The organism is Citrobacter sp. KTE30, assembly GCF_000398825.1.
GTDB lineage: Bacteria > Pseudomonadota > Gammaproteobacteria > Enterobacterales > Enterobacteriaceae > Citrobacter > Citrobacter freundii.
The window spans coordinates 3,775,472-3,795,895 of sequence record NZ_KB976055.1 but is presented as its reverse complement, the minus strand read 5'-3'; the positions used below and the strand labels follow the sequence as shown (position 1 = coordinate 3,795,895).

19 protein-coding genes are annotated in these 20,424 nt (G+C 53.4%); 15 read left to right on the top strand and 4 right to left on the bottom strand.

From position 1 onward, the window contains the following. Window positions 1–17: 17 nt before the first annotated feature. The 7 genes from pepP to WC1_RS05240 all read left to right on the top strand — a co-directional run bounded on the left by pepP (window position 18) and on the right by WC1_RS05240 (window position 9,632). Window positions 18–1,343, top strand: a complete 1,326-nt coding sequence (pepP, locus tag WC1_RS05210) for a Xaa-Pro aminopeptidase (RefSeq protein ID WP_016150954.1) — start codon at window positions 18–20, stop codon at window positions 1,341–1,343. Beyond that, window positions 1,340–2,518, top strand: a complete 1,179-nt coding sequence (gene ubiH, locus WC1_RS05215; RefSeq protein ID WP_016150953.1) for a 2-octaprenyl-6-methoxyphenyl hydroxylase — start codon at window positions 1,340–1,342, stop codon at window positions 2,516–2,518. Before pepP ends, ubiH begins: the two co-directional genes overlap by 4 nt. Window positions 2,519–2,657: 139 nt before the next feature. Further along, window positions 2,658–3,860: an FAD-dependent 2-octaprenylphenol hydroxylase gene (ubiI, locus tag WC1_RS05220; protein ID WP_016150952.1), complete on the top strand. Its 1,203-nt coding sequence runs from the start codon at window positions 2,658–2,660 to the stop codon at window positions 3,858–3,860. A 452-nt stretch (window positions 3,861–4,312) separates the two neighbouring features. Beyond that, a complete protein-coding gene (gcvT, locus tag WC1_RS05225; protein ID WP_016150951.1) occupies window positions 4,313–5,407 on the top strand; it encodes a glycine cleavage system aminomethyltransferase GcvT in 1,095 nt (364 codons plus the stop codon). Window positions 5,408–5,432: 25 nt separating this feature from the next. After that, window positions 5,433–5,822, top strand: a complete 390-nt coding sequence (gene gcvH / locus WC1_RS05230) for a glycine cleavage system protein GcvH (protein ID WP_003026965.1) — start codon at window positions 5,433–5,435, stop codon at window positions 5,820–5,822. A 131-nt stretch (window positions 5,823–5,953) separates the two neighbouring features. Beyond that, the gene (gene gcvP / locus WC1_RS05235) at window positions 5,954–8,827 is read left to right on the top strand and encodes an aminomethyl-transferring glycine dehydrogenase (protein WP_016150950.1); all 2,874 of its coding nucleotides are present in this window, start codon (window positions 5,954–5,956) and stop codon (window positions 8,825–8,827) included. Between the two features lie 61 nt (window positions 8,828–8,888). Beyond that, window positions 8,889–9,632: an SDR family oxidoreductase gene (locus WC1_RS05240; protein ID WP_016150949.1), complete on the top strand. Its 744-nt coding sequence runs from the start codon at window positions 8,889–8,891 to the stop codon at window positions 9,630–9,632. 94 nt (window positions 9,633–9,726) lie between these two features. Here the strand turns inward: WC1_RS05240 and bglA are convergent, their stop codons facing one another. Then, window positions 9,727–11,160 carry a 6-phospho-beta-glucosidase BglA gene (gene bglA / locus WC1_RS05245; protein WP_016150948.1) on the bottom strand — a complete coding sequence of 478 codons (1,434 nt, stop codon included), beginning with the start codon at window positions 11,158–11,160 and terminating at the stop codon, window positions 9,727–9,729. A gap of 120 nt (window positions 11,161–11,280) precedes the next feature. Further along, window positions 11,281–12,009: a MurR/RpiR family transcriptional regulator gene (locus tag WC1_RS05250; RefSeq protein ID WP_003838265.1), complete on the bottom strand. Its 729-nt coding sequence runs from the start codon at window positions 12,007–12,009 to the stop codon at window positions 11,281–11,283. Between the two features lie 52 nt (window positions 12,010–12,061). Between WC1_RS05250 and yqfB the strand changes: the two genes are divergently transcribed. Both yqfB and WC1_RS05260 read left to right on the top strand, forming a co-directional pair. Then, complete coding sequence (gene yqfB / locus WC1_RS05255) at window positions 12,062–12,373, top strand: N(4)-acetylcytidine aminohydrolase (protein ID WP_003026949.1); 312 nt, start codon at window positions 12,062–12,064, stop codon at window positions 12,371–12,373. Between the two features lie 162 nt (window positions 12,374–12,535). Further along, the gene (locus WC1_RS05260) at window positions 12,536–13,195 is read left to right on the top strand and encodes a PAQR family membrane homeostasis protein TrhA (protein ID WP_003838267.1); all 660 of its coding nucleotides are present in this window, start codon (window positions 12,536–12,538) and stop codon (window positions 13,193–13,195) included. Window positions 13,196–13,288: 93 nt separating this feature from the next. Here WC1_RS05260 and ygfZ read toward each other — a convergent pair whose 3' ends face one another. Further along, the gene (gene ygfZ / locus WC1_RS05265; protein WP_016150946.1) at window positions 13,289–14,269 is read right to left on the bottom strand and encodes a tRNA-modifying protein YgfZ; all 981 of its coding nucleotides are present in this window, start codon (window positions 14,267–14,269) and stop codon (window positions 13,289–13,291) included. A gap of 256 nt (window positions 14,270–14,525) precedes the next feature. On the opposite strand from ygfZ, the gene sdhE reads away from it, so the two are divergent. Beyond that, window positions 14,526–14,792 (top strand): FAD assembly factor SdhE, encoded by a 267-nt coding sequence (gene sdhE / locus WC1_RS05270; RefSeq protein ID WP_016150945.1) that lies wholly within the window; start codon window positions 14,526–14,528, stop codon window positions 14,790–14,792. Beyond that, window positions 14,773–15,180 carry a protein YgfX gene (locus WC1_RS05275; protein ID WP_003026936.1) on the top strand — a complete coding sequence of 136 codons (408 nt, stop codon included), beginning with the start codon at window positions 14,773–14,775 and terminating at the stop codon, window positions 15,178–15,180. Before sdhE ends, WC1_RS05275 begins: the two co-directional genes overlap by 20 nt. Window positions 15,181–15,224: 44 nt before the next feature. Here WC1_RS05275 and fldB read toward each other — a convergent pair whose 3' ends face one another. Further along, window positions 15,225–15,746 carry a flavodoxin FldB gene (fldB, locus tag WC1_RS05280; RefSeq protein ID WP_016150944.1) on the bottom strand — a complete coding sequence of 174 codons (522 nt, stop codon included), beginning with the start codon at window positions 15,744–15,746 and terminating at the stop codon, window positions 15,225–15,227. 113 nt (window positions 15,747–15,859) lie between these two features. Between fldB and xerD the strand changes: the two genes are divergently transcribed. The 4 genes from xerD to prfB all read left to right on the top strand — a co-directional run bounded on the left by xerD (window position 15,860) and on the right by prfB (window position 20,422). Further along, window positions 15,860–16,756 (top strand): site-specific tyrosine recombinase XerD, encoded by an 897-nt coding sequence (gene xerD, locus WC1_RS05285; protein WP_003026928.1) that lies wholly within the window; start codon window positions 15,860–15,862, stop codon window positions 16,754–16,756. 23 nt (window positions 16,757–16,779) lie between these two features. After that, a complete protein-coding gene (gene dsbC / locus WC1_RS05290) occupies window positions 16,780–17,493 on the top strand; it encodes a bifunctional protein-disulfide isomerase/oxidoreductase DsbC (protein ID WP_003026923.1) in 714 nt (237 codons plus the stop codon). A 5-nt stretch (window positions 17,494–17,498) separates the two neighbouring features. Next, window positions 17,499–19,232 (top strand): single-stranded-DNA-specific exonuclease RecJ, encoded by a 1,734-nt coding sequence (gene recJ, locus WC1_RS05295; protein WP_016150943.1) that lies wholly within the window; start codon window positions 17,499–17,501, stop codon window positions 19,230–19,232. A 91-nt stretch (window positions 19,233–19,323) separates the two neighbouring features. Beyond that, window positions 19,324–20,422, top strand: a protein-coding gene (gene prfB / locus WC1_RS05300) for a peptide chain release factor 2 (RefSeq protein ID WP_096878465.1) whose coding sequence is annotated in 2 segments (ribosomal slippage) — window positions 19,324–19,398 and window positions 19,400–20,422 — 1,098 coding nt in all. Because the reading frame shifts where the segments join, the coding sequence is not laid out codon by codon here. Window positions 20,423–20,424 lie beyond the last annotated feature (2 nt).

Below are 20,424 nucleotides of genomic sequence, written 5' to 3'. Positions count from 1 at the left end.
ACGCAAAGGAGAGTGTGATGAGCGAGATATCTCAGCAAGAATTCCAGCGTCGTCGCCAGGCTTTACTGGCACAAATGCAGCCCGGCAGCGCCGCGCTGATTTTTGCCGCGCCTGAAGCGACGCGCAGCGCGGACAGTGAATATCCGTACCGCCAAAGCAGTGATTTCTGGTACTTCACCGGTTTTAACGAACCTGAAGCCGTGCTGGTGTTGATTAAAAGCGATGACACTCATAACCATAGCGTTTTGTTCAATCGGGTTCGCGATCTGACGGCGGAGATCTGGTTTGGTCGCCGTCTGGGCCAGGATGCTGCCCCGGCAAAACTTGGCGTTGACAGGGCGCTGGCCTTCAGTGAAATCAACCAACAGCTGCACCTGTTGCTCAATGGCCTGGACGCGGTGTACCACGCGCAGGGCGAATATGCCTGGGCCGACGAGATTGTGCACACGGCGCTGGATAAACTGCGTAAAGGCTCCAGACAAAATCTGCACGCACCTGCCGCGATTATCGACTGGCGTCCAATGGTGCATGAGATGCGCCTGTTCAAATCACCGGAAGAGATTGCGGTCATGCGTCGTGCCGGAGAAATCACCGCGCTGGCGCATACCCGTGCGATGGAAAAATGCCGTCCGGGAATGTTTGAATACCAGTTAGAAGGGGAGATTCACCACGAATTTACCCGCCATGGTGCGCGTTATCCGTCCTATAACACGATTGTCGGCAGCGGTGAAAACGGCTGTATCCTGCATTACACCGAAAATGAAAGTGAAATGCGCGATGGCGATTTGGTGCTGATCGACGCTGGCTGTGAATACAAAGGCTATGCGGGCGACATTACGCGTACCTTTCCGGTAAATGGTAAATTTACCCCAGCACAGCGTGAAATCTACGATATCGTGCTGGAATCCTTAGAGACCAGCCTGCGTCTGTATCGTCCCGGAACGTCCATTCAGAAAGTCACTGGCGAAGTGGTGCGCATCATGATTACGGGTCTGGTGAAACTCGGTATTTTGCACGGTGATGTCGATCAGTTGATTACCGAAAATGCACATCGCCCATTCTTTATGCATGGTCTAAGCCACTGGCTTGGGCTGGATGTGCACGACGTCGGCGTTTATGGTCAGGACCGCTCACGTATTCTTGAGCCGGGAATGGTGCTCACCGTCGAGCCGGGACTGTATATCGCGCCGGACGCCGATGTACCGCCGGCTTATCGTGGTATCGGCATTCGTATTGAGGATGACATCCTCATCACCGAGGACGGCAATGAAAACCTGACCGCCAGCGTAGTGAAGAAAGCGGATGACATTGAAGCATTAATGGCTGCGGCGCGACTGCAATGAGCGTGATTATCGTTGGTGGTGGTATGGTTGGCGCGACGCTGGCGTTGGCTATTTCTCAGCTCAGCCATGGGACTCTGCCGGTTCATCTGATAGAAGCGAGCGAACCTGAAACTGACCGCCATCCCGGGTTTGATGCCAGGGCGATCGCTCTGGCGGCAGGAACCTGCCAACAACTGGCGCGAATTGGCGTATGGCAGGCGATTGCCGATTGCGCAACGGCAATTAAAACGGTTCACGTCAGCGATCGCGGTCATGCCGGATTTGTGACGCTGGATGCGCAGGAATACCGTATTCCGGCTCTGGGCCAGGTGGTAGAACTGCACGAGGTCGGGCTGCGTCTGTTTGCGCTGCTGCGCAAAGCACCGGGCGTCACATTGCACTGCCCCGATCGCGTAGCCAGCGTGTCGCGCACGCAGGAGCGCGTAGAAGTTACGCTGGAAAATGGCGAAATGATTGATGGTCGCCTGCTGGTGGCCGCCGACGGTACGCGCTCCGCACTGGCTACCGCCTGCGGTGTTGACTGGCTGCAACAGCCTTATGAGCAACTGGCGGTAATTGCCAACGTTACGACCTCTGTACCGCACGACGGGCGAGCGTTTGAACGCTTCACGCAATATGGTCCGCTGGCAATGCTTCCGATGTCTGACGGTCGCTGCTCGTTGGTGTGGTGCCATCCGCTGGAGCAGCGTGATGAGATTATGGCTTGGTCTGACGAACAGTTTTGCCGTGAACTACAAACCGCTTTTGGCTGGCGACTGGGACGTATTACCCAGGCCGGTAAACGCAGCGCCTATCCGCTTTCGTTAACTACAGCGCTGAAGGCGATTACCCATCGTACCGTGCTGGTAGGGAACGCCGCCCAGACGCTGCATCCCATTGCCGGGCAAGGTTTCAACCTGGGCCTGCGTGACGTAATGAGCCTGGCTGAGACGTTGACGCAGGCGGAAAACGGCGCGGAAGATGTGGGTGATTATGCGGTGCTGGCTCGCTATCAGCAGCGCCGCGAGAGCGATCGTGATACGACGATTGGTGTGACCAATAATTTAGTGTATTTGTTTGCCAATCACTGGGCCCCGCTGGTTGTTGGGCGTAATGCCGGGCTGATGGCGATGGAATTATTCACCCCTGCGCGCGATGCGCTGGCGGAGCGGACCCTGGGCTGGGTTGCGCGCTAAATATAACCTGTAGGCCGAATTAAAGAAGTAGGCCTGATAAGCGCAGCGCCATCAGGCAATGTCGCGGAATTGATGCCGGATGGCGGCTTTGCCTTATCCGGCCTACGGTTTTTGATTGTCCTATTTTCAGGAGCAAACAGTGCAAAGTGTTGATGTAGCAATTGTTGGTGGCGGCATGGTAGGACTGGCGGTTGCCTGCGGCTTACAGGGCAGCGGGTTGCGCGTTGCTGTATTAGAACAACATGTTCCGCAGCCGTTGGCGGCGGATGCACCTCCTCAGCTTCGTGTTTCGGCCATTAATGCCGCCAGCGAAAAACTGCTTACCCGTCTTGGTGTCTGGTCCGACATTGTTGCCCGTCGCGCTTGCTGCTACCACGGTATGGAAGTCTGGGACAAAGACAGCTTTGGACGTATTGCGTTTGATGACCAGAGCATGGGCTACAGCCATTTGGGGCACATTGTCGAAAACTCAGAGATTCATTATGCGCTGTGGCAAAAGGCGCAGCGTTCAGCGGATATTACGCTGATGGCACCCGCTGAATTACAGCAGGTGGCCTGGGGTGAGAACGAAGCATTTCTGACCCTGAAAGATGGCGCAATGCTGACGGCCCGCCTGGTCGTCGGTGCTGATGGTGCTAACTCCTGGCTGCGCAACAAAGCGGATATTCCGCTCACCTTCTGGGATTATCGTCATCATGCGCTGGTGGCGACTATCCGTACGCAGGAAGCGCACGGTGCGGTTGCGCGTCAGGCGTTTCACGGCGAGGGGATCCTGGCATTCCTGCCGCTCAGCGATCCACACCTGTGTTCTATCGTCTGGTCGCTCTCGCCGCAGGAAGCAGAACGTATGCAGCAGGCAAGCATTGACGAGTTTAATCAGGCGCTGAATATCGCTTTTGATAATCGTCTGGGGCTGTGCAGCCTTGAAAGCGAACGTCAGGCGTTTCCGCTGACGGGACGTTATGCCCGTCAGTTCGCCGCCCATCGTCTGGCGCTGGTGGGGGATGCGGCGCATACCATCCACCCGCTGGCGGGTCAGGGGGTTAACCTTGGCTTTATGGATGCGGCGGAGCTGATCAATGAACTTAAGCGGCTACAGCGTCAGGGTAAAGATATTGGGCAGTATCTCTATTTACGCCGCTACGAACGCAGCCGTAAGCACAGCGCAGCGCTGATGCTGGCAGGGATGCAGGGTTTCCGTGAACTGTTTGCAGGCGAGAATCCGGCGAAAAAACTGCTACGTGATATTGGGCTGAAGCTGGCCGATACCCTCCCGGGCGTAAAACCACAACTCATCCGTCAGGCGATGGGACTGAACGATCTTCCCGAGTGGTTACGTTAGTGTCCGTAAGGACAATCTTAAGAGTTTGAGACCCGTCACACTTTCCTCTCCCGGCCTGCGCGCCGGGGTGCTTCTCTCATTTGAAATAATCTAATTCCACGCCTTTTTTCGCATTAGTTTTTTTAATATCACGTTTTTTTCATAACGCCATTTTTGACATTTTTTCCACATTTAATGTGGATTGGTGCTGTAAGTTTGCGCTTATCTTTGTTTGTTATTCTGATTTATCACTATATACATGGAGTTTTATTCTGTTGCCGATCTGGCTGTTTTTCGCCATAAGCTAATGTGATGGTTAATTTTGACTTATGGTTTAGCGTCTGTTTCGGTGGTAAGTTCAGGACAAAGAGAACGTTTGCGTCGTAGCCCCTGGAGCGGCTGCGGTGCTGGGTTTCGTGGCGAAAATTTCACCGCGAAAGAGTTGGTAGCCCCGCTTATTCAACGAGGAAAAGATGGCTCAACAGACTCCTTTGTACGAACAACACACGCTATGTGGCGCGCGCATGGTCGATTTCCATGGCTGGATGATGCCACTGCATTACGGTTCTCAGCTCGATGAACACCATGCTGTTCGCACCGATGCCGGAATGTTTGATGTGTCGCATATGACCATCGTCGACCTGCGCGGTAGCCGCACCCGGGAGTTCTTGCGTTATCTGCTGGCAAACGACGTCGCGAAGCTAACGAAGACGGGTAAAGCCCTCTACTCCGGTATGCTTAACGCTTCGGGCGGCGTGATAGATGACCTGATTGTCTACTACTTCACTGAAGACTTCTTCCGCCTCGTTGTTAACTCCGCCACCCGCGAAAAAGACCTCTCCTGGATTACCCAACACGCTGAACCTTACGCCATCGACATCACCGTTCGTGACGATCTGTCGCTGATTGCGGTACAGGGTCCAAACGCACAGGAAAAAGCAGCTACGTTGTTTACTGACGAGCAGCGTCAGGCGGTAGCAGGCATGAAGCCGTTCTTCGGCGTTCAGGCGGGCGACTTGTTTATCGCAACCACCGGTTATACCGGCGAAGCAGGTTATGAAATTGCCATGCCGAATGAAAAAGCGGCAGATTTCTGGCGTGCGCTGGTACAGGCTGGCGTTAAACCTTGCGGTCTCGGCGCGCGTGACACGTTGCGTCTGGAAGCGGGCATGAACCTGTACGGTCAGGAGATGGACGAAGGCATTTCTCCGCTGGCGGCCAACATGGGCTGGACCATCGCATGGGAACCGGCTGACCGCGACTTTATCGGTCGTGAAGCGTTGGAAATGCAGCGTGAAAAAGGCCACGAACTACTGGTCGGGCTGGTGATGACCGAGAAAGGCGTGCTGCGTAATGAACTGCCGGTGCGCTTCACCGATGCTTCCGGCAACCAGCAGGAAGGCATTATCACCAGCGGGACATTCTCCCCAACTCTTGGTTACAGCATCGCGTTGGCGCGTGTCCCTGCGGGTATCGGCGAAACTGCGATCGTGCAGATCCGTAACCGCGAAATGCCGGTAAAAGTGACTAAACCTGTTTTTGTGCGTAACGGCAAAGCCGTCGCGTAATTCATCCTTTTTTGGAGATTGATTGATGAGCAACGTACCTGCAGAACTGAAATACAGCAAAGAACACGAATGGCTGCGCAAAGAAGCTGACGGCTCTTACACCGTTGGTATCACCGAACACGCTCAGGAGCTGTTAGGTGACATGGTTTTCGTTGACCTGCCAGAAGTTGGCGCAACCGTCAGCGCGGGCGATGATTGTGCCGTTGCGGAGTCCGTAAAAGCGGCATCCGATATCTATGCGCCAGTAGGTGGTGAGATTGTGGCGGTTAACGACGCGCTCAGCGACTCCCCGGAACTGGTCAACAGCGAGCCGTATGCGGGCGGCTGGATTTTCAAAATCAAAGCCAGCGATGAAAGCGAAATTGAATCGCTGCTGGATGCGACCGCATATGAAGCATTGTTAGAAGACGAGTAAATACGCTTTTGCCGGATGGCGCTGCGCTTATCCGGCCTACAAAGCATGCGTAGACCCGGTAAGCGCTAGCGCTGCCGGGCTCGTAGACAGAGACAATCACGATTCACTGCACGTTTCAGGAACCATCGCCCATGACACAGACGTTAAGCCAGCTTGAAAACAGCGGCGCTTTCATTGAACGCCACATCGGACCGGACGCCGCGCAGCAGCAAGAGATGCTGAATGCGGTTGGCGCCGAGTCGTTAAACGCGCTGATCGGCCAGATTGTGCCGAAAGACATTCAGCTCGCAACCCCGCCGCAGGTGGGCGAGGCGGCGACCGAATACGCTGCGCTGGCTGAATTAAAAGCCATCGCTGGGCGTAACAAGCGCTTCACGTCCTACATTGGCATGGGCTACACCGCCGTGCAGTTGCCACCGGTTATCCTGCGCAACATGCTGGAAAACCCGGGCTGGTACACTGCGTATACGCCGTATCAGCCAGAAGTTTCTCAGGGGCGCCTGGAAGCGCTGCTCAACTTCCAGCAGGTGACGCTGGATCTGACCGGTCTGGACATGGCCTCCGCCTCTCTGCTGGATGAAGCCACCGCGGCGGCTGAAGCGATGGCGATGGCAAAACGCGTCAGTAAACTGAAAAACGCCAACCGCTTCTTTGTGGCCGCTGATGTCCATCCGCAAACGCTGGATGTTGTGCGTACTCGTGCACAAACCTTTGGTTTTGACGTGATTGTTGATGACGCGGCGAAAGCACTGGATCACCAGGATGTGTTTGGCGTGCTGTTGCAGCAGGTTGGCACCACCGGTGAAGTGCATGACTACAGCAAACTGATTACCGAGCTGAAATCCCGTAAAGTTGTGGTCAGTGTCGCTGCCGACTTTATGGCGCTGGTACTGCTGACTGCTCCGGGCAAACAGGGCGCGGATATCGTTTTCGGTTCTGCACAACGCTTCGGCGTACCGATGGGTTACGGTGGCCCACACGCGGCATTCTTCGCCGCTAAAGACGAATTCAAACGTTCCATGCCAGGCCGTATTATCGGCGTCTCCAAAGATGCGGCGGGCAATACCGCACTGCGCATGGCGATGCAGACTCGTGAGCAGCATATCCGCCGCGAGAAAGCGAACTCCAACATTTGTACCTCGCAGGTCCTGCTGGCCAACATCGCCAGTCTGTATGCTGTTTATCATGGTCCAGTTGGCCTGAAACGCATTGCTAATCGCATCCACCGCCTGACTGATATCCTGGCAGCCGGTCTGCAACAGAAAGGATTGAAGCTGCGTCATGCGCACTACTTCGACACCCTGTGCGTTGAAGTAGCCGATAAGGCCGCAGTGCTGGCGCGTGCCGAAGCGGCAGAAATCAACCTGCGTAGCGATATCCATAACGCGGTAGGTATTACGCTCGATGAAACCACCACCCGTGAAAACGTGGTGCAGTTGTTCAATGTACTGCTGGGCGACAGTCACGCTCTGAACATCGATACGCTGGATAAAGACGTGGCGCTCGACAGCCGTTCTATTCAGGAAAGCATGCTGCGTGACGATGCGATCCTCAGCCACCCGGTGTTCAACCGCTATCACAGCGAAACCGAGATGATGCGCTACATGCACTCACTGGAGCGTAAAGATCTGGCGCTGAATCAGGCAATGATCCCGCTGGGTTCCTGCACTATGAAGCTCAACGCCGCTGCCGAGATGATCCCTATCACCTGGCCTGAATTCGCTGAGCTACATCCGTTCTGCCCGCCAGAGCAGGCTGAAGGTTATCACCAGATGATCGGCCAGCTTTCCGAGTGGCTGGTAAAACTGACCGGTTATGATGCCGTCTGCATGCAGCCGAACTCCGGCGCGCAGGGCGAGTATGCGGGTCTGCTGGCGATTCGTCATTATCACGAAAGCCGTAACGAAGGTCATCGCGATATCTGCTTGATCCCGGCTTCTGCCCACGGTACCAACCCGGCGTCTGCACAGATGGCGGGTATGCAGGTAGTGGTTGTCGCCTGTGATAAGAACGGCAACATCGACCTGGACGATCTGCGAGCAAAAGCAGAACAACATGCCGACAACCTTTCTTGCATCATGGTGACCTATCCATCCACCCACGGCGTTTATGAAGAAACGATCCGTGAAGTGTGCGACGTTGTGCACCAGTTCGGCGGCCAGGTTTACCTTGATGGCGCGAACATGAACGCTCAGGTTGGGATCACCACGCCGGGCTTTATTGGCGCAGATGTCTCGCACCTCAACCTGCATAAAACATTCTGCATTCCGCACGGCGGCGGCGGCCCAGGTATGGGACCGATCGGCGTGAAATCACATCTGGCGCCGTTTGTACCGGGCCACAGCGTAGTGCAGATTGAAGGGATGCTGACCCGTCAGGGCGCAGTTTCTGCGGCGCCGTTCGGTAGCGCATCCATTTTGCCAATCAGTTGGATGTACATCCGTATGATGGGCGCAGAAGGTCTGAAGCATGCCAGCCAGGTGGCGATTCTTAACGCTAACTACATTGCCAGCCGTCTGAAAGATGCTTATCCGGTACTGTATACCGGTCGCGATGGTCGCGTGGCGCATGAATGTATTCTCGACATTCGCCCACTGAAAGAAGAGACCGGCATCAGCGAACTGGATATTGCCAAGCGCCTAATCGATTACGGTTTCCATGCGCCGACTATGTCATTCCCGGTCGCGGGTACCCTGATGGTTGAACCGACTGAATCTGAAAGCAAAGTGGAACTGGATCGCTTTATCAATGCGATGCTGGCAATCCGCGCTGAGATCGATCGCGTGAAAGCCGGTGAATGGTCACTGGAAGATAACCCGCTGGTTAACTCACCGCACACGCAAAACGAGCTGGTCGCGGAGTGGAATCACGGTTATAGCCGCGAAATCGCCGTCTTCCCGGCGGGTGTGGCGAACAAATACTGGCCAACTGTGAAACGCCTTGATGACGTTTACGGTGACCGTAACCTGTTCTGCTCCTGTGTACCGATGAGCGAATATCAGTAATCTGCTGATTCAACTATCTTTTAAAGGCGCTTCGGCGCCTTTGTTTTTTGGGAGAAACGTTATGGCTATAGCATTGGTGACGGGCGGCAGTCGTGGCATTGGTCGAGCAACCGCGCTGCAACTGGCGCAAGAGGGTTACACGGTCGCCGTGAATTTTCATCACCATATTCGTGCGGCAACCGAGGTGGTGAACAACATCGTCGCTGCAGGCGGTAAAGCATTTGCTTTGCGTGCGGATATCAGTGATGAAAGCCAGGTGGTGGCAATGTTTGAGTCTATTGACCGTGAAGGCGAGCAACTGACTGCCCTGGTGAATAATGCCGGGATCTTGTTTGAGCAAAGCACGGTCGAAAACTTAACCGCCGAACGAATTAATCGCGTACTGGCAACCAACGTTACCGGCTATTTTCTGTGCTGTCGGGAAGCGGTAAAGCGCATGTCGTTCAAGCACGGCGGTCAGGGTGGATCGATTGTAAATGTCTCTTCGGCGGCATCGCGGCTTGGTGCGCCATTCGAATATGTTGATTACGCGGCCTCGAAAGGCGCTGTGGACACGCTCACCACCGGCCTGGCGCTGGAGGTTGCGGCGCAAGGGATCCGCGTAAACTGCGTGCGACCAGGTCTTATCTACACTGAAATGCACGCATCAGGCGGCGAGCCGGGAAGAGTCGATCGCGTGAAATCACTGTTGCCTATGCAGCGTGGCGGGCAGCCGGAAGAAGTCGCGCAGGCGATTACCTGGCTGTTGAGCGAGAAAGCATCTTACGTAACGGGCAGTTTTCTGGAACTGGCGGGCGGGAAGTAGGGATTTAATTGCCGGATAGCGCTGCGTTTATCCAGCCTACGGGAGTATAAACTGTAGGCTGGATAAGGCGTTTACGCCGCCATCCGGCAAAAAATTACAGATTCTCGCCGTTGCTGGCAATCACCTCTTTGTACCAGTCAAAACTCTTCTTCCGTGAACGTGACATATCGCCGGTGCCGTCGTCATGTTTGTTCACGTAGATAAAGCCGTAACGTTTGCTGTACTGACCGGTGGTAAACGACACGCAGTCGATGCAGCCCCACGGCGTGTAGCCCATCAGGTCTACGCCATCATAGGTCACTGCTTTCATCATCTCTTCAACGTGGGCGCGCAGATAGTCGATGCGATAGTCGTCGTTGATGCTGCCGTCTTCTTCCACTTTGTCGTAGGCACCAAATCCGTTTTCAACGATAAACAGCGGCTTCTGGTAGCGTTCATACAGCTCACATAAGGCATAGCGTAGACCGACGGGGTCAATCTGCCAGCCCCAGTCGGAGGCTTTTACGTGCGGGTTCGGTACGCTGCCCTCAAAACCAGAAATGGCATCGCCGCTGCCGCCTTCCGCTTTTACCGCGTTGGTCATGTAGTAACTGAATCCGAGATAGTCACAGGTGCCTTCACGCAGGATTTGCTCATCGCCGGCTTCTATTTGGATGTTGAATTCGCGGCGTTCCCACTCGTTCAGTACATATGATGGATAGTAGCCGCGCAGCTGAACGTCAGTGAAAACGTAGCGCTCACGCATCGATTCCTGCGCGAACATTACATCCTCAGGCTTACAGGAGAACGGATACAGTGGCACCATCGCCAGCATGCAGCCGACTTTCATTTCCGGGTTGATGCGACGTGCCGCCTTTACCGCCAGCGCGCTGGCCACGAACTGGTGATGCAGCACCTGGTACATAGTCTCTTCAGGGTTTTCATGCTCGGTATACACCACGCCGGAGCAGCAATAACCAAACAGCGGCGCGCGCCAGTTACGCTGGTTGTTGATCTCATTGAAGGTCATCCAGTATTTGACCTTGTGCTTATAGCGCTCAAAAACGACTTCAGCAAAACGGACAAAGAAATCGACGACTTTACGATTGGTCCAGCTACCGTACTGTTGAACCAGGTGCAGCGGCATTTCAAAGTGGGAAAGGGTGATGACTGGTTCAATGTTGTACTTCAACAGTTCATCGAACATGTCGTCGTAGAACTTTAGCCCTTCTTCATTCGGTTGGATTTCGTCCCCTTTGGGGAAGATACGGGTCCAGGCGATGGAGGTACGGAAGCATTTGAACCCCATCTCGGCAAACAGCTTGATGTCTTCTTTGTAATGACTGTAAAAATCGACAGCTTCGTGGTTGGGGTAGTACTTACCGGGCTCAACTTCCTGAGTGATTTCTCGCGGAACACCGTGTGCCCCTCCGGTCAGTACGTCGCAAATGCTGGGGCCTTTGCCACCTTTGTTCCAGCCGCCTTCAACCTGGTGCGCCGCAACCGCGCCGCCCCATAAAAAATCGTTTGGTAAGGTAAGTTTTTTCATCTGCGCTCAGTCTCAAATTAATACAATCTGATTTTGAGTCTAACAAAGGAAAGATAAATGTCACGATATAACAAAATAGCGTAAATGTGATTTGTTACATCAAAAAAACAGATTGTTTTTTTACGCTATTCTTTTCGCCAGCTTGCGACCGAGTGATTCCAGAATATAAATAACGGGGATCTGCGTGGTTATATCGTATACCCCGGCAATACGCGTCTGTGGAACGTGCCAGGAGAGATTAAAGTCAGCCAATTTGGCCAGCCGCGAATGTTCATGACTGGTGACAGACAGGACCTTACAGTTATGCAGGCTGAACTGGCTGGCAAAGCGCAGGATCTCTTCTGTTTCACCGGAAACAGAAAGCACGATCGCCAGCGCGTTTCTGGCCATGTCATTCGTTACCGGGAAATAAGGATCGTCAATGTGATTACTGAATTTACCGACGTTTGAGAAAAAACGTGCGCCATATTTTGCCAGCGCTCCAGACGTTCCTGCTCCGACGAATATAATACGTTCGGACGATAATATAATATCAACAGCCTGATCGAGCAGTTTATCGAACTCGTCGTTATTGACGCCTTTAAAGAAACTGATAATTTCGCTGGCACCGAAATTAGCCTGTTGCGGTTCATTCTGCTCTAAATATAATTTGAAGCGCACGCGAAATTCTGAGTAACCTTCACATTTAAGCTTGCGGCAAAAGCGCAGTACGGTGGTAGTGGAAACACCCACGGCATCGGCCAGCTCGCGAATGGTCATGTACATGACTTTGTCACGGTTTTTGATGACATAGTTGTAGACCAGCATCTCAAGATTGTTGAGACTGGCGATGGCAGCGTGGGAGAACATACTCACAATGGCAAAACTCACTCATCAGACTTCATCTACAGGGAATAATAACATGCAGCCAAATGACATCACTTTTTTTCAGCGTTTCCAGGATGACATTCTGGCCGGACGCAAGACCATCACCATTCGTGACGAGTCCGAATCACACTTCAAAGCCGGGGACATTTTACGGGTTGGGCGCTTCGAAGATGACGGTTACTTTTGCACGATTGAGGTTGTTGGCACCTCAACCGTCACGCTGGATACGCTAACGGATAAACATGCCCAGCAGGAAAACATGACGCTTGAAGAACTTAAACATGTGATTGCCGAGATTTACCCGAATCAGACGCAATTTTATGTGATTGATTTTAAATGCCTTTGATTTAAAGAAACATCTGTTAGTTGAAAAATCACTTACAACACAATGATTTTAAATGATTAATATTAATGTGATATTTATTTTAGCTAACAGGTGTTCACTGGAACCATTCTCAGTTACGCTAGAGGCGCAATAACGAAAGTGTTCGTTTCTGGGGAGTAACTTATGGTTCAGAAGCCATTAATCGCGCAGGGATATTCGTTGGCAGAGGAAATAGCCAATAGCATCAGTCACGGTATTGGGCTGGTGTTTGGGATTGTCGGACTGGTGTTATTACTGGTCCAGGCAGTAGATACCAACGCCAGCGCTATGGCCATTACCAGCTATAGCCTGTACGGCGGCAGCATGATCCTGCTGTTTCTCGCCTCAACCTTGTATCACGCGATCCCCCATCAGAGAGCGAAAATCTGGCTGAAAAAATTTGACCACTGTGCGATTTATCTGCTGATTGCCGGGACCTACACGCCATTCCTGCTGGTGGGGCTTGATTCGCCGCTGGCACGTGGACTGATGATTGTTATCTGGAGCCTGGCGCTGATCGGTATTTTATTCAAACTGACCATTGCGCACCGATTTAAGGTTCTGTCGCTGGTAACCTACCTGACAATGGGCTGGCTATCGCTGATTGTGGTGTATCAACTGGCGGTTAAGTTGGCAGCGGGAGGCGTGACGTTGCTGGCTGTTGGCGGTGTGGTGTATTCCCTGGGCGTAATTTTCTACGTCTGTAAGCGTATTCCTTATAACCATGCGATCTGGCACGGCTTTGTGCTGGGCGGCAGCGTTTGCCACTTCCTGGCGATCTATCTCTACGTTGGTCAGGCGTAATCATTGACGCCGGATGGAGGCTAGCGCCTTATCCGGCCTACAAAACAAAAGCCAGCATGCCTGATAGACGCATCGCAATCAGGCATTATTCATTTACTCTTCCAGCGAATACGGCAGCGGTACGATTTGCAGCGTTTTTGCGTCGTCACGAACGCGGAACACGCTGTCGGCCTCCATGTCGTTATTCATCACAACCTGCACCAGTACCTGACCATCGGCCAGTTTTACTGCGGCAAGTACGGTACCGGTACGACGCCAGTTCTCGCCCATTTTTAATTCAAGGTCTTCACCAGCTTCCGGTACTCGACCGGCGGCACCCGCCAAAGTCCACATGGCGCGTTTATTGGCTCCGCGGAATTTTGCACGAGCAACCATTTCCTGACCGGTGTAGCAGCCTTTTTTAAAGCTGATCCCGCCCAAAGCCTGCAGATTGGTAGCCTGTGGAATAAACTGTGCGCTGTTGGCTGTATCAATAACGGGGATACCCGCTTCGATATCCAGCGCCAGCCACTGCTGGCTGTTATTTAACTCTGCTTCGCCACGCAGCTTTTCAACCAAGGTTTCTGCTGTGGTGGCATCAACGATCAGCAGAAAACGTTCAGCAGGGTGTTCGAACCACAATATCGTGGAGGCACCTTCGGTAATGACCTGCTTATCACTGTTCGGTAATTCGCTAAAGAGATTGGCCAGCGCTGCACGTGCCTGGAATCCCGCTACGCCCAGCAGGACACGCTCGTCATCCGGGGCAATCGCCACCTTCGAGAAGACCGCGTATTTTTTCAGCTCGGTGAGCTGCGCATCACGCAGGCTACGGCGCTCAAGCCATGCAAAACCGTCACCCTGTCGGAACAGACGCAGGTTGCTCCACATTTTACCTTTGGCGTCACAATGTGCAGCTAACAGGTGCTGATGCTCGGTCATCTGGCTGACATCCGCCGTGACCTGACCCTGAATATACTTCTCACTGTCGACACCGGTGATGGTGGCGAGCGCCCAGTCATCGAGCGTCATTAGCGTCAGAGGCAAACGCGTTGACGCGAAAGGCTGGCGAGGAGGAAAAGATGTAAAAGCCATAATAATGTCCTGATTTGCTTAACGCAGTGATAATGACTAATGGTAAAAGAGCTATGGCCCATTGCAAGCGGTTTAAACAGGCTATTTGTGCCATATATTGCGCTTTGCGAGGAAACATCAAAAAATGGTGAATCCTTTGGCTTAATAAGGTTTTATTTAGCGAGCGCGCTTCAGTTTACTGATATTCCCGTAAAAGAGCGGGAAAAACACGTTACAATAGCGGGATACTTCGTTTTCGCGAGACAGGGAGAAGAACATGGATATTAACAACAAAGCACGTATTCATTGGGCATGCCGCCGCGGTATGCGCGAGCTGGACATCTCGATCATGCCGTTTTTCGAACATGAATATGACAGCTTAAGTGACGAAGAAAAACGTATCTTTATCCGTCTGCTAGAATGTGATGATCCAGATTTATTTAACTGGTTGATGAATCATGGGAAACCAGCTGATGTTGAGCTGGAGCAGATGGTGCGACTTATCCAGACACGGAATCGGGAACGTGGTCCAGTGGCAATCTGATTTACGCGTATCATGGCGCGCGCAGTGGCTTTCACTGCTAATTCATGGGCTGGTCGCGGTGTTTATTTTATTGATGCCCTGGCCATTGAGCTACACCCCATTATGGCTGGTTTTGCTCTCTCTGGTGGTATTCGATAGTGTTCGCAGTCAGCGTCGAATCAACGCCTGTCAGGGTGAGATTCGGCTGTTGATGGATGGCCGTCTGCGCTGGCAAGGGCAAGAGTGGTCTATCGTTAGCGCCCCCTGGATGGTTAAAACAGGCATGATGCTGCGTTTGCGCTCTGATGCCGGAAAACGTCAACATTTGTGGCTGGCGGCAGACAGTATGGATGATGCTGAGTGGCGGGATTTACGGCGGTTGATGCTGCAAAAGGCGAAGCAGAAGTAGTACTGACGGTAAGGTTGCGACCTTAGCCGTCAGTCGGCAGAAATTCAGGACCAGTGCTCGGCCATTTCGCCAAGAATTTGCTCGCACCAGGCCTGAATGCGTTCATCGCTGAGATCGTACTGGTTCGTTTCATCCAGCGCCAAACCAACAAACAGCTGTCCATCGGCAATGACGGGTTTATCGCTGGTGAATTCGTAGCCTTCGGTGGGCCAGTAGCCGACAAACTTTACACCTTTGGTGATCAGTTTATCGTGCAACATACCCAGCGCATCCAGGAACCATTCACCGTATCCCAACTGATCGCCCATACCGTAAAGCGCGACAATCTTTCCTTCCAGGTTGAGGTCGTCCAGTTGCTCCCAGACCGCTTCCCAGTCCTCCTGAATTTCACCGAAATCCCAGGTTGGGATGCCCAAAATGAGCACGTCATACTGCTCCATTAGGATCGGGGAATCGTCTTTGAGGTTGTGCAGTGTCACCAGTTCGGGACCCAGGATATCGCGGATTTTTTCTGCTGCCATTTCGGTGTAGCAGGTGCTGGAACCGTAAAAAAGACCCATGTTCATGACGTAAACATCTCAATTCTGCTGTAGCGTTGCGGGTAGTGTAACAGAATCGCCGCAATCCCGGCACAATGAGGCATAATGCATCAAAAATGAGAGTGGAATAAGGGGCGCGAGTGGAACAGGATCTGGCGCGCATCGAGCAGTTTCTTGATGCCCTGTGGCTGGAACGAAATCTGGCGGAAAACACATTAAGTGCGTATCGTCGCGATCTGACCATGCTTGTGGAATGGTTACATCATCGCGGCGCTTCGCTTGCGACCGCGCAAAGTGATGATCTGCAAGCCTTGCTGGCTGAGCGGATGGATGGAGGGTATAAAGCCACCAGTTCTGCACGTTTGCTCAGTGCGACGCGACGTTTTTTTCAGCATCTGTACCGCGAAAAATATCGCGAAGATGACCCCAGCGCCTCGCTTGCATCACCTAAACTTCCGCAGCGTCTGCCCAAAGATCTCAGCGAAGCGCAGGTAGAACGACTGCTGCAGGCGCCGCTTATCGATCAACCGCTGGAGCTACGCGACAAAGCCATGCTGGAAGTGTTGTATGCAACGGGCCTGCGCGTGTCTGAACTGGTAGGACTGACGATGAGTGACGTCAGCCTGCGTCAGGGCGTGGTACGGGTGATCGGTAAAGGTAACAAAGAGCGCCTTGTCCCGTTGGGTGAGGAGGCAGTGTACTGGCTGGAAACATACCTGGAGCATGGGCGTCCATGGTTGCTCAACGGCGTATCGATTGATGTGCTGTTTCCTAGTCAGCGGGCGCAACAGATGACCCGTCAGACCTTCTGGCATCGTATCAAACACTATGCTGTGTTGGCGGGAATCGACAGCGAAAAGCTGTCACCGCACGTCCTGCGGCACGCATTTGCCACGCATCTGCTCAACCATGGCGCAGATCTGCGCGTGGTGCAGATGCTACTGGGGCATAGCGATCTCTCGACAACGCAAATTTATACTCATGTCGCAACGGAGCGCTTGCGGCAACTACATCAACAGCATCACCCGCGAGCGTGAGTGCTGACAGGATAGGATAGGCTATGAAAAAACGTTTTATGATGTTCACCCTGCTGGCGACGGCGTTTTCCGGCATGGTACATGCAGACGACGCTGCAATTCGCCAGTCATTAGCAAAGCTGGGTGTGCAGAGCACCGAGATTCAACCTGCTCCGGTTGTGGGCATGAAAACCGTACTGACCAATAGCGGCGTGCTGTACGTAACTGAAGACGGTAAACATATTATTCAGGGACCGATGTATGACGTGAGCGGCGCAAGTCCGGTGAACGTCACCAACCAACTGCTGATGAAGCATCTGAACGCGCTGGAAAAAGAGATGATCATCTACAAAGCGCCGCAGGAAAAACACGTCATTACTGTTTTCACCGACATCACTTGTGGTTACTGCCACAAGCTGCATGAAGAGATGAAAGATTACAATGCGTTGGGGATCACCGTACGTTATCTGGCCTTCCCACGTCAGGGGCTGGACAGCCAGGCTGAGCAGGACATGAAGTCTATCTGGTGTGCTAAGGACAAAAACAAAGCCTTTGATGACGCGATGACTGGCAAGGGTGTAAAAGCGGCGACCTGTGATGTGGATATCGCTAACCACTATGCGCTGGGCGTACAGTTTGGCGTCAGCGGTACACCGGCGATTGTGCTGAGCAATGGCTATGTCGTACCTGGTTATCAGGGCCCGAAAGAGATGAAAGAATTCCTCGACGCACATGCAAAACAAACCAGCGGTAAATAATTCGCGTGAAACAACAGATACAACTTCGTCGGCGTGAGGCCGACGAGACCGCCGAGCTACCTGCCGACTTGCCGCCACTGCTGCGCCGTTTATACGCCAGCCGTGGTGTACGTAGCGCGCAGGAGCTTGAGCGTAGCGTGAAAGGCATGCTGCCGTGGCAACATTTGAACGGCGTCGAAAAAGCGGTTGAGATCCTCTACAACGCCTTTCGCGAAGGAACCCGAATCATCGTTGTCGGCGATTTTGACGCTGATGGTGCGACCAGCACGGCGCTAAGCATCCTGGCGATGCGTGCGTTGGGCTGCAGTAACGTTGACTACCTGGTGCCAAATCGTTTTGAAGACGGTTATGGTTTAAGCCCGGAAGTCGTTGATCAGGCCCATGCCCGGGGCGCTCAGCTGATTGTCACCGTAGACAACGGCATCTCGTCTCACGCAGGTGTCGAACATGCCAGAACGTTGGGGATCCCGGTCGTTGTGACCGATCACCACCTGCCAGGGGATACGCTGCCGGGCGCAGAGGCAATCATTAATCCTAACCTGCCCGACTGTGAGTTCCCGTCGAAATCGCTGGCAGGCGTTGGTGTAGCCTTCTATCTGATGCTGGCGCTGCGTACTTTCCTGCGTGACAAAGGCTGGTTTGATGAACGCGGCATTGCACCGCCGAACCTGGCGGATTTGCTCGATCTGGTTGCACTTGGCACGGTGGCGGACGTGGTCCCGCTGGATGCCAATAACCGTATTCTGACGTGGCAAGGCTTAAGCCGCATTCGTGCCGGAAAGTGTCGCCCTGGTATTAAAGCGCTGCTGGAGATTTCCAATCGCGACCCCCTAAAGCTGGCAGCCAGTGATTTGGGTTTTGCCCTGGGGCCACGGCTGAATGCGGCGGGCCGTCTGGACGATATGTCCGTTGGTGTGGCGCTATTGCTGTGCGACAACATTGGCGAAGCGCGTGTGCTGGCCAATGAGCTTGATGCGCTCAACCAGACGCGCAAAGAGATTGAACAGGGTATGCAGGCCGAAGCACTGACCTTGTGTGAAAAGCTGGAACGCAGTAGCGATACACTACCGGGCGGCCTGGCAATGTATCATCCCGAGTGGCATCAGGGCGTTGTGGGGATTCTGGCATCGCGTATTAAAGAGCGATTCCATCGTCCAGTGATAGCGTTTGCCCCGGCAGGTGACGGTACTCTCAAAGGATCCGGGCGTTCGATTCAGGGGCTGCACATGCGCGATGCGCTGGAGCGCCTGGACACCCTTTATCCGGGCATGATCCTCAAGTTTGGCGGTCACGCCATGGCGGCGGGTTTATCGCTTGAAGAGGCGCAGTTTGAGCGTTTCCAGCAGCGTTTTGGCGAGCTGGTAACCGAGTGGCTGGATCCTGCCTTACTGCAAGGTGAAGTGGTGTCGGATGGCCCACTGAGCGCGGCGGAGATGACCATGGAGATCGCACAAATGCTGCGCGATGCCGGACCGTGGGGGCAAATGTTCCCGGAACCGCTGTTTGACGGGCATTTCCGTTTGCTCCAGCAGCGTCTGGTCGGTGAGCGTCATCTGAAGGTGATGGTCGAGCCCGTGGGCGGTGGTCCGCTGCTGGACGGTATTGCGTTTAATGTCGATACCACCTGCTGGCCGGACAACGGCGTGCGCGAAGTTCAGCTTGCCTACAAACTGGATATTAACGAGTTTCGCGGCAACCGCAGCTTGCAGATTATAATCGACAATATCTGGCCACTTTAGCGTCACTAATCGCTATAAAAAAGGGCGTGGATTAGTTACAATCCCGCTCTTATCACCGCATTTTGACTAGTCCAATAAAAGAAATCAGACAATGTTTGAAATTAATCCGGTAAATAACCGCATTCAGGACCTCACGGAGCGCTCTGACGTTCTTAGGGGGTATCTTTGACTATGATGCCAAGAAAGAGCGTCTGGAAGAAGTAAACGCCGAGCTGGAACAGCCGGACGTGTGGAACGAACCCGAACGCGCTCAGGCGCTGGGCAAAGAGCGTTCCTCCCTTGAGGCCATCGTTGATACGCTCGATCAGATGAGCCAGGGCCTGGAAGATGTCTCCGGCCTGCTGGAACTGGCTGTAGAGGCCGACGACGAAGAAACCTTTAACGAAGCCGTAGCAGAACTCGATACGCTGGAAGATAAGCTGGCCCAGCTGGAATTTCGTCGTATGTTCTCCGGTGAATATGACAGCGCGGATTGCTATCTCGATATTCAGGCAGGTTCTGGCGGTACGGAAGCGCAGGACTGGGCAAGCATGCTGATGCGCATGTATCTGCGTTGGGCTGAAGCGCGCGGCTTTAAGACTGAAATCATTGAAGAGTCTGAAGGTGAAGTCGCGGGTATTAAATCCGTGACCATCAGAATTGCTGGTGAATATGCTTACGGTTGGCTGCGTACTGAAACCGGCGTACACCGCCTGGTACGTAAGAGTCCGTTCGACTCCGGCGGACGTCGCCATACGTCGTTCAGTTCGGCGTTTGTTTATCCGGAAGTTGACGATGATATTGATATCGATATCAACCCGGCGGACCTGCGTATTGACGTTTACCGTGCCTCCGGTGCAGGCGGTCAGCACGTTAACCGTACGGAATCTGCGGTGCGTATTACCCACATCCCGACCGGGATTGTGACGCAGTGTCAGAACGACCGTTCCCAGCACAAGAACAAAGACCAGGCCATGAAGCAGATGAAAGCGAAGCTTTATGAACTGGAAATGCAGAAGAAGAATGCCGAGAAACAGGCGATGGAAGACACCAAGTCAGATATCGGCTGGGGTAGCCAGATTCGTTCTTATGTCCTTGATGACTCCCGCATCAAAGATCTGCGTACCGGGGTTGAAACCCGTAACACGCAGGCGGTGCTGGATGGCAGCCTGGATCAATTTATCGAAGCAAGTTTGAAAGCAGGGTTATGAGG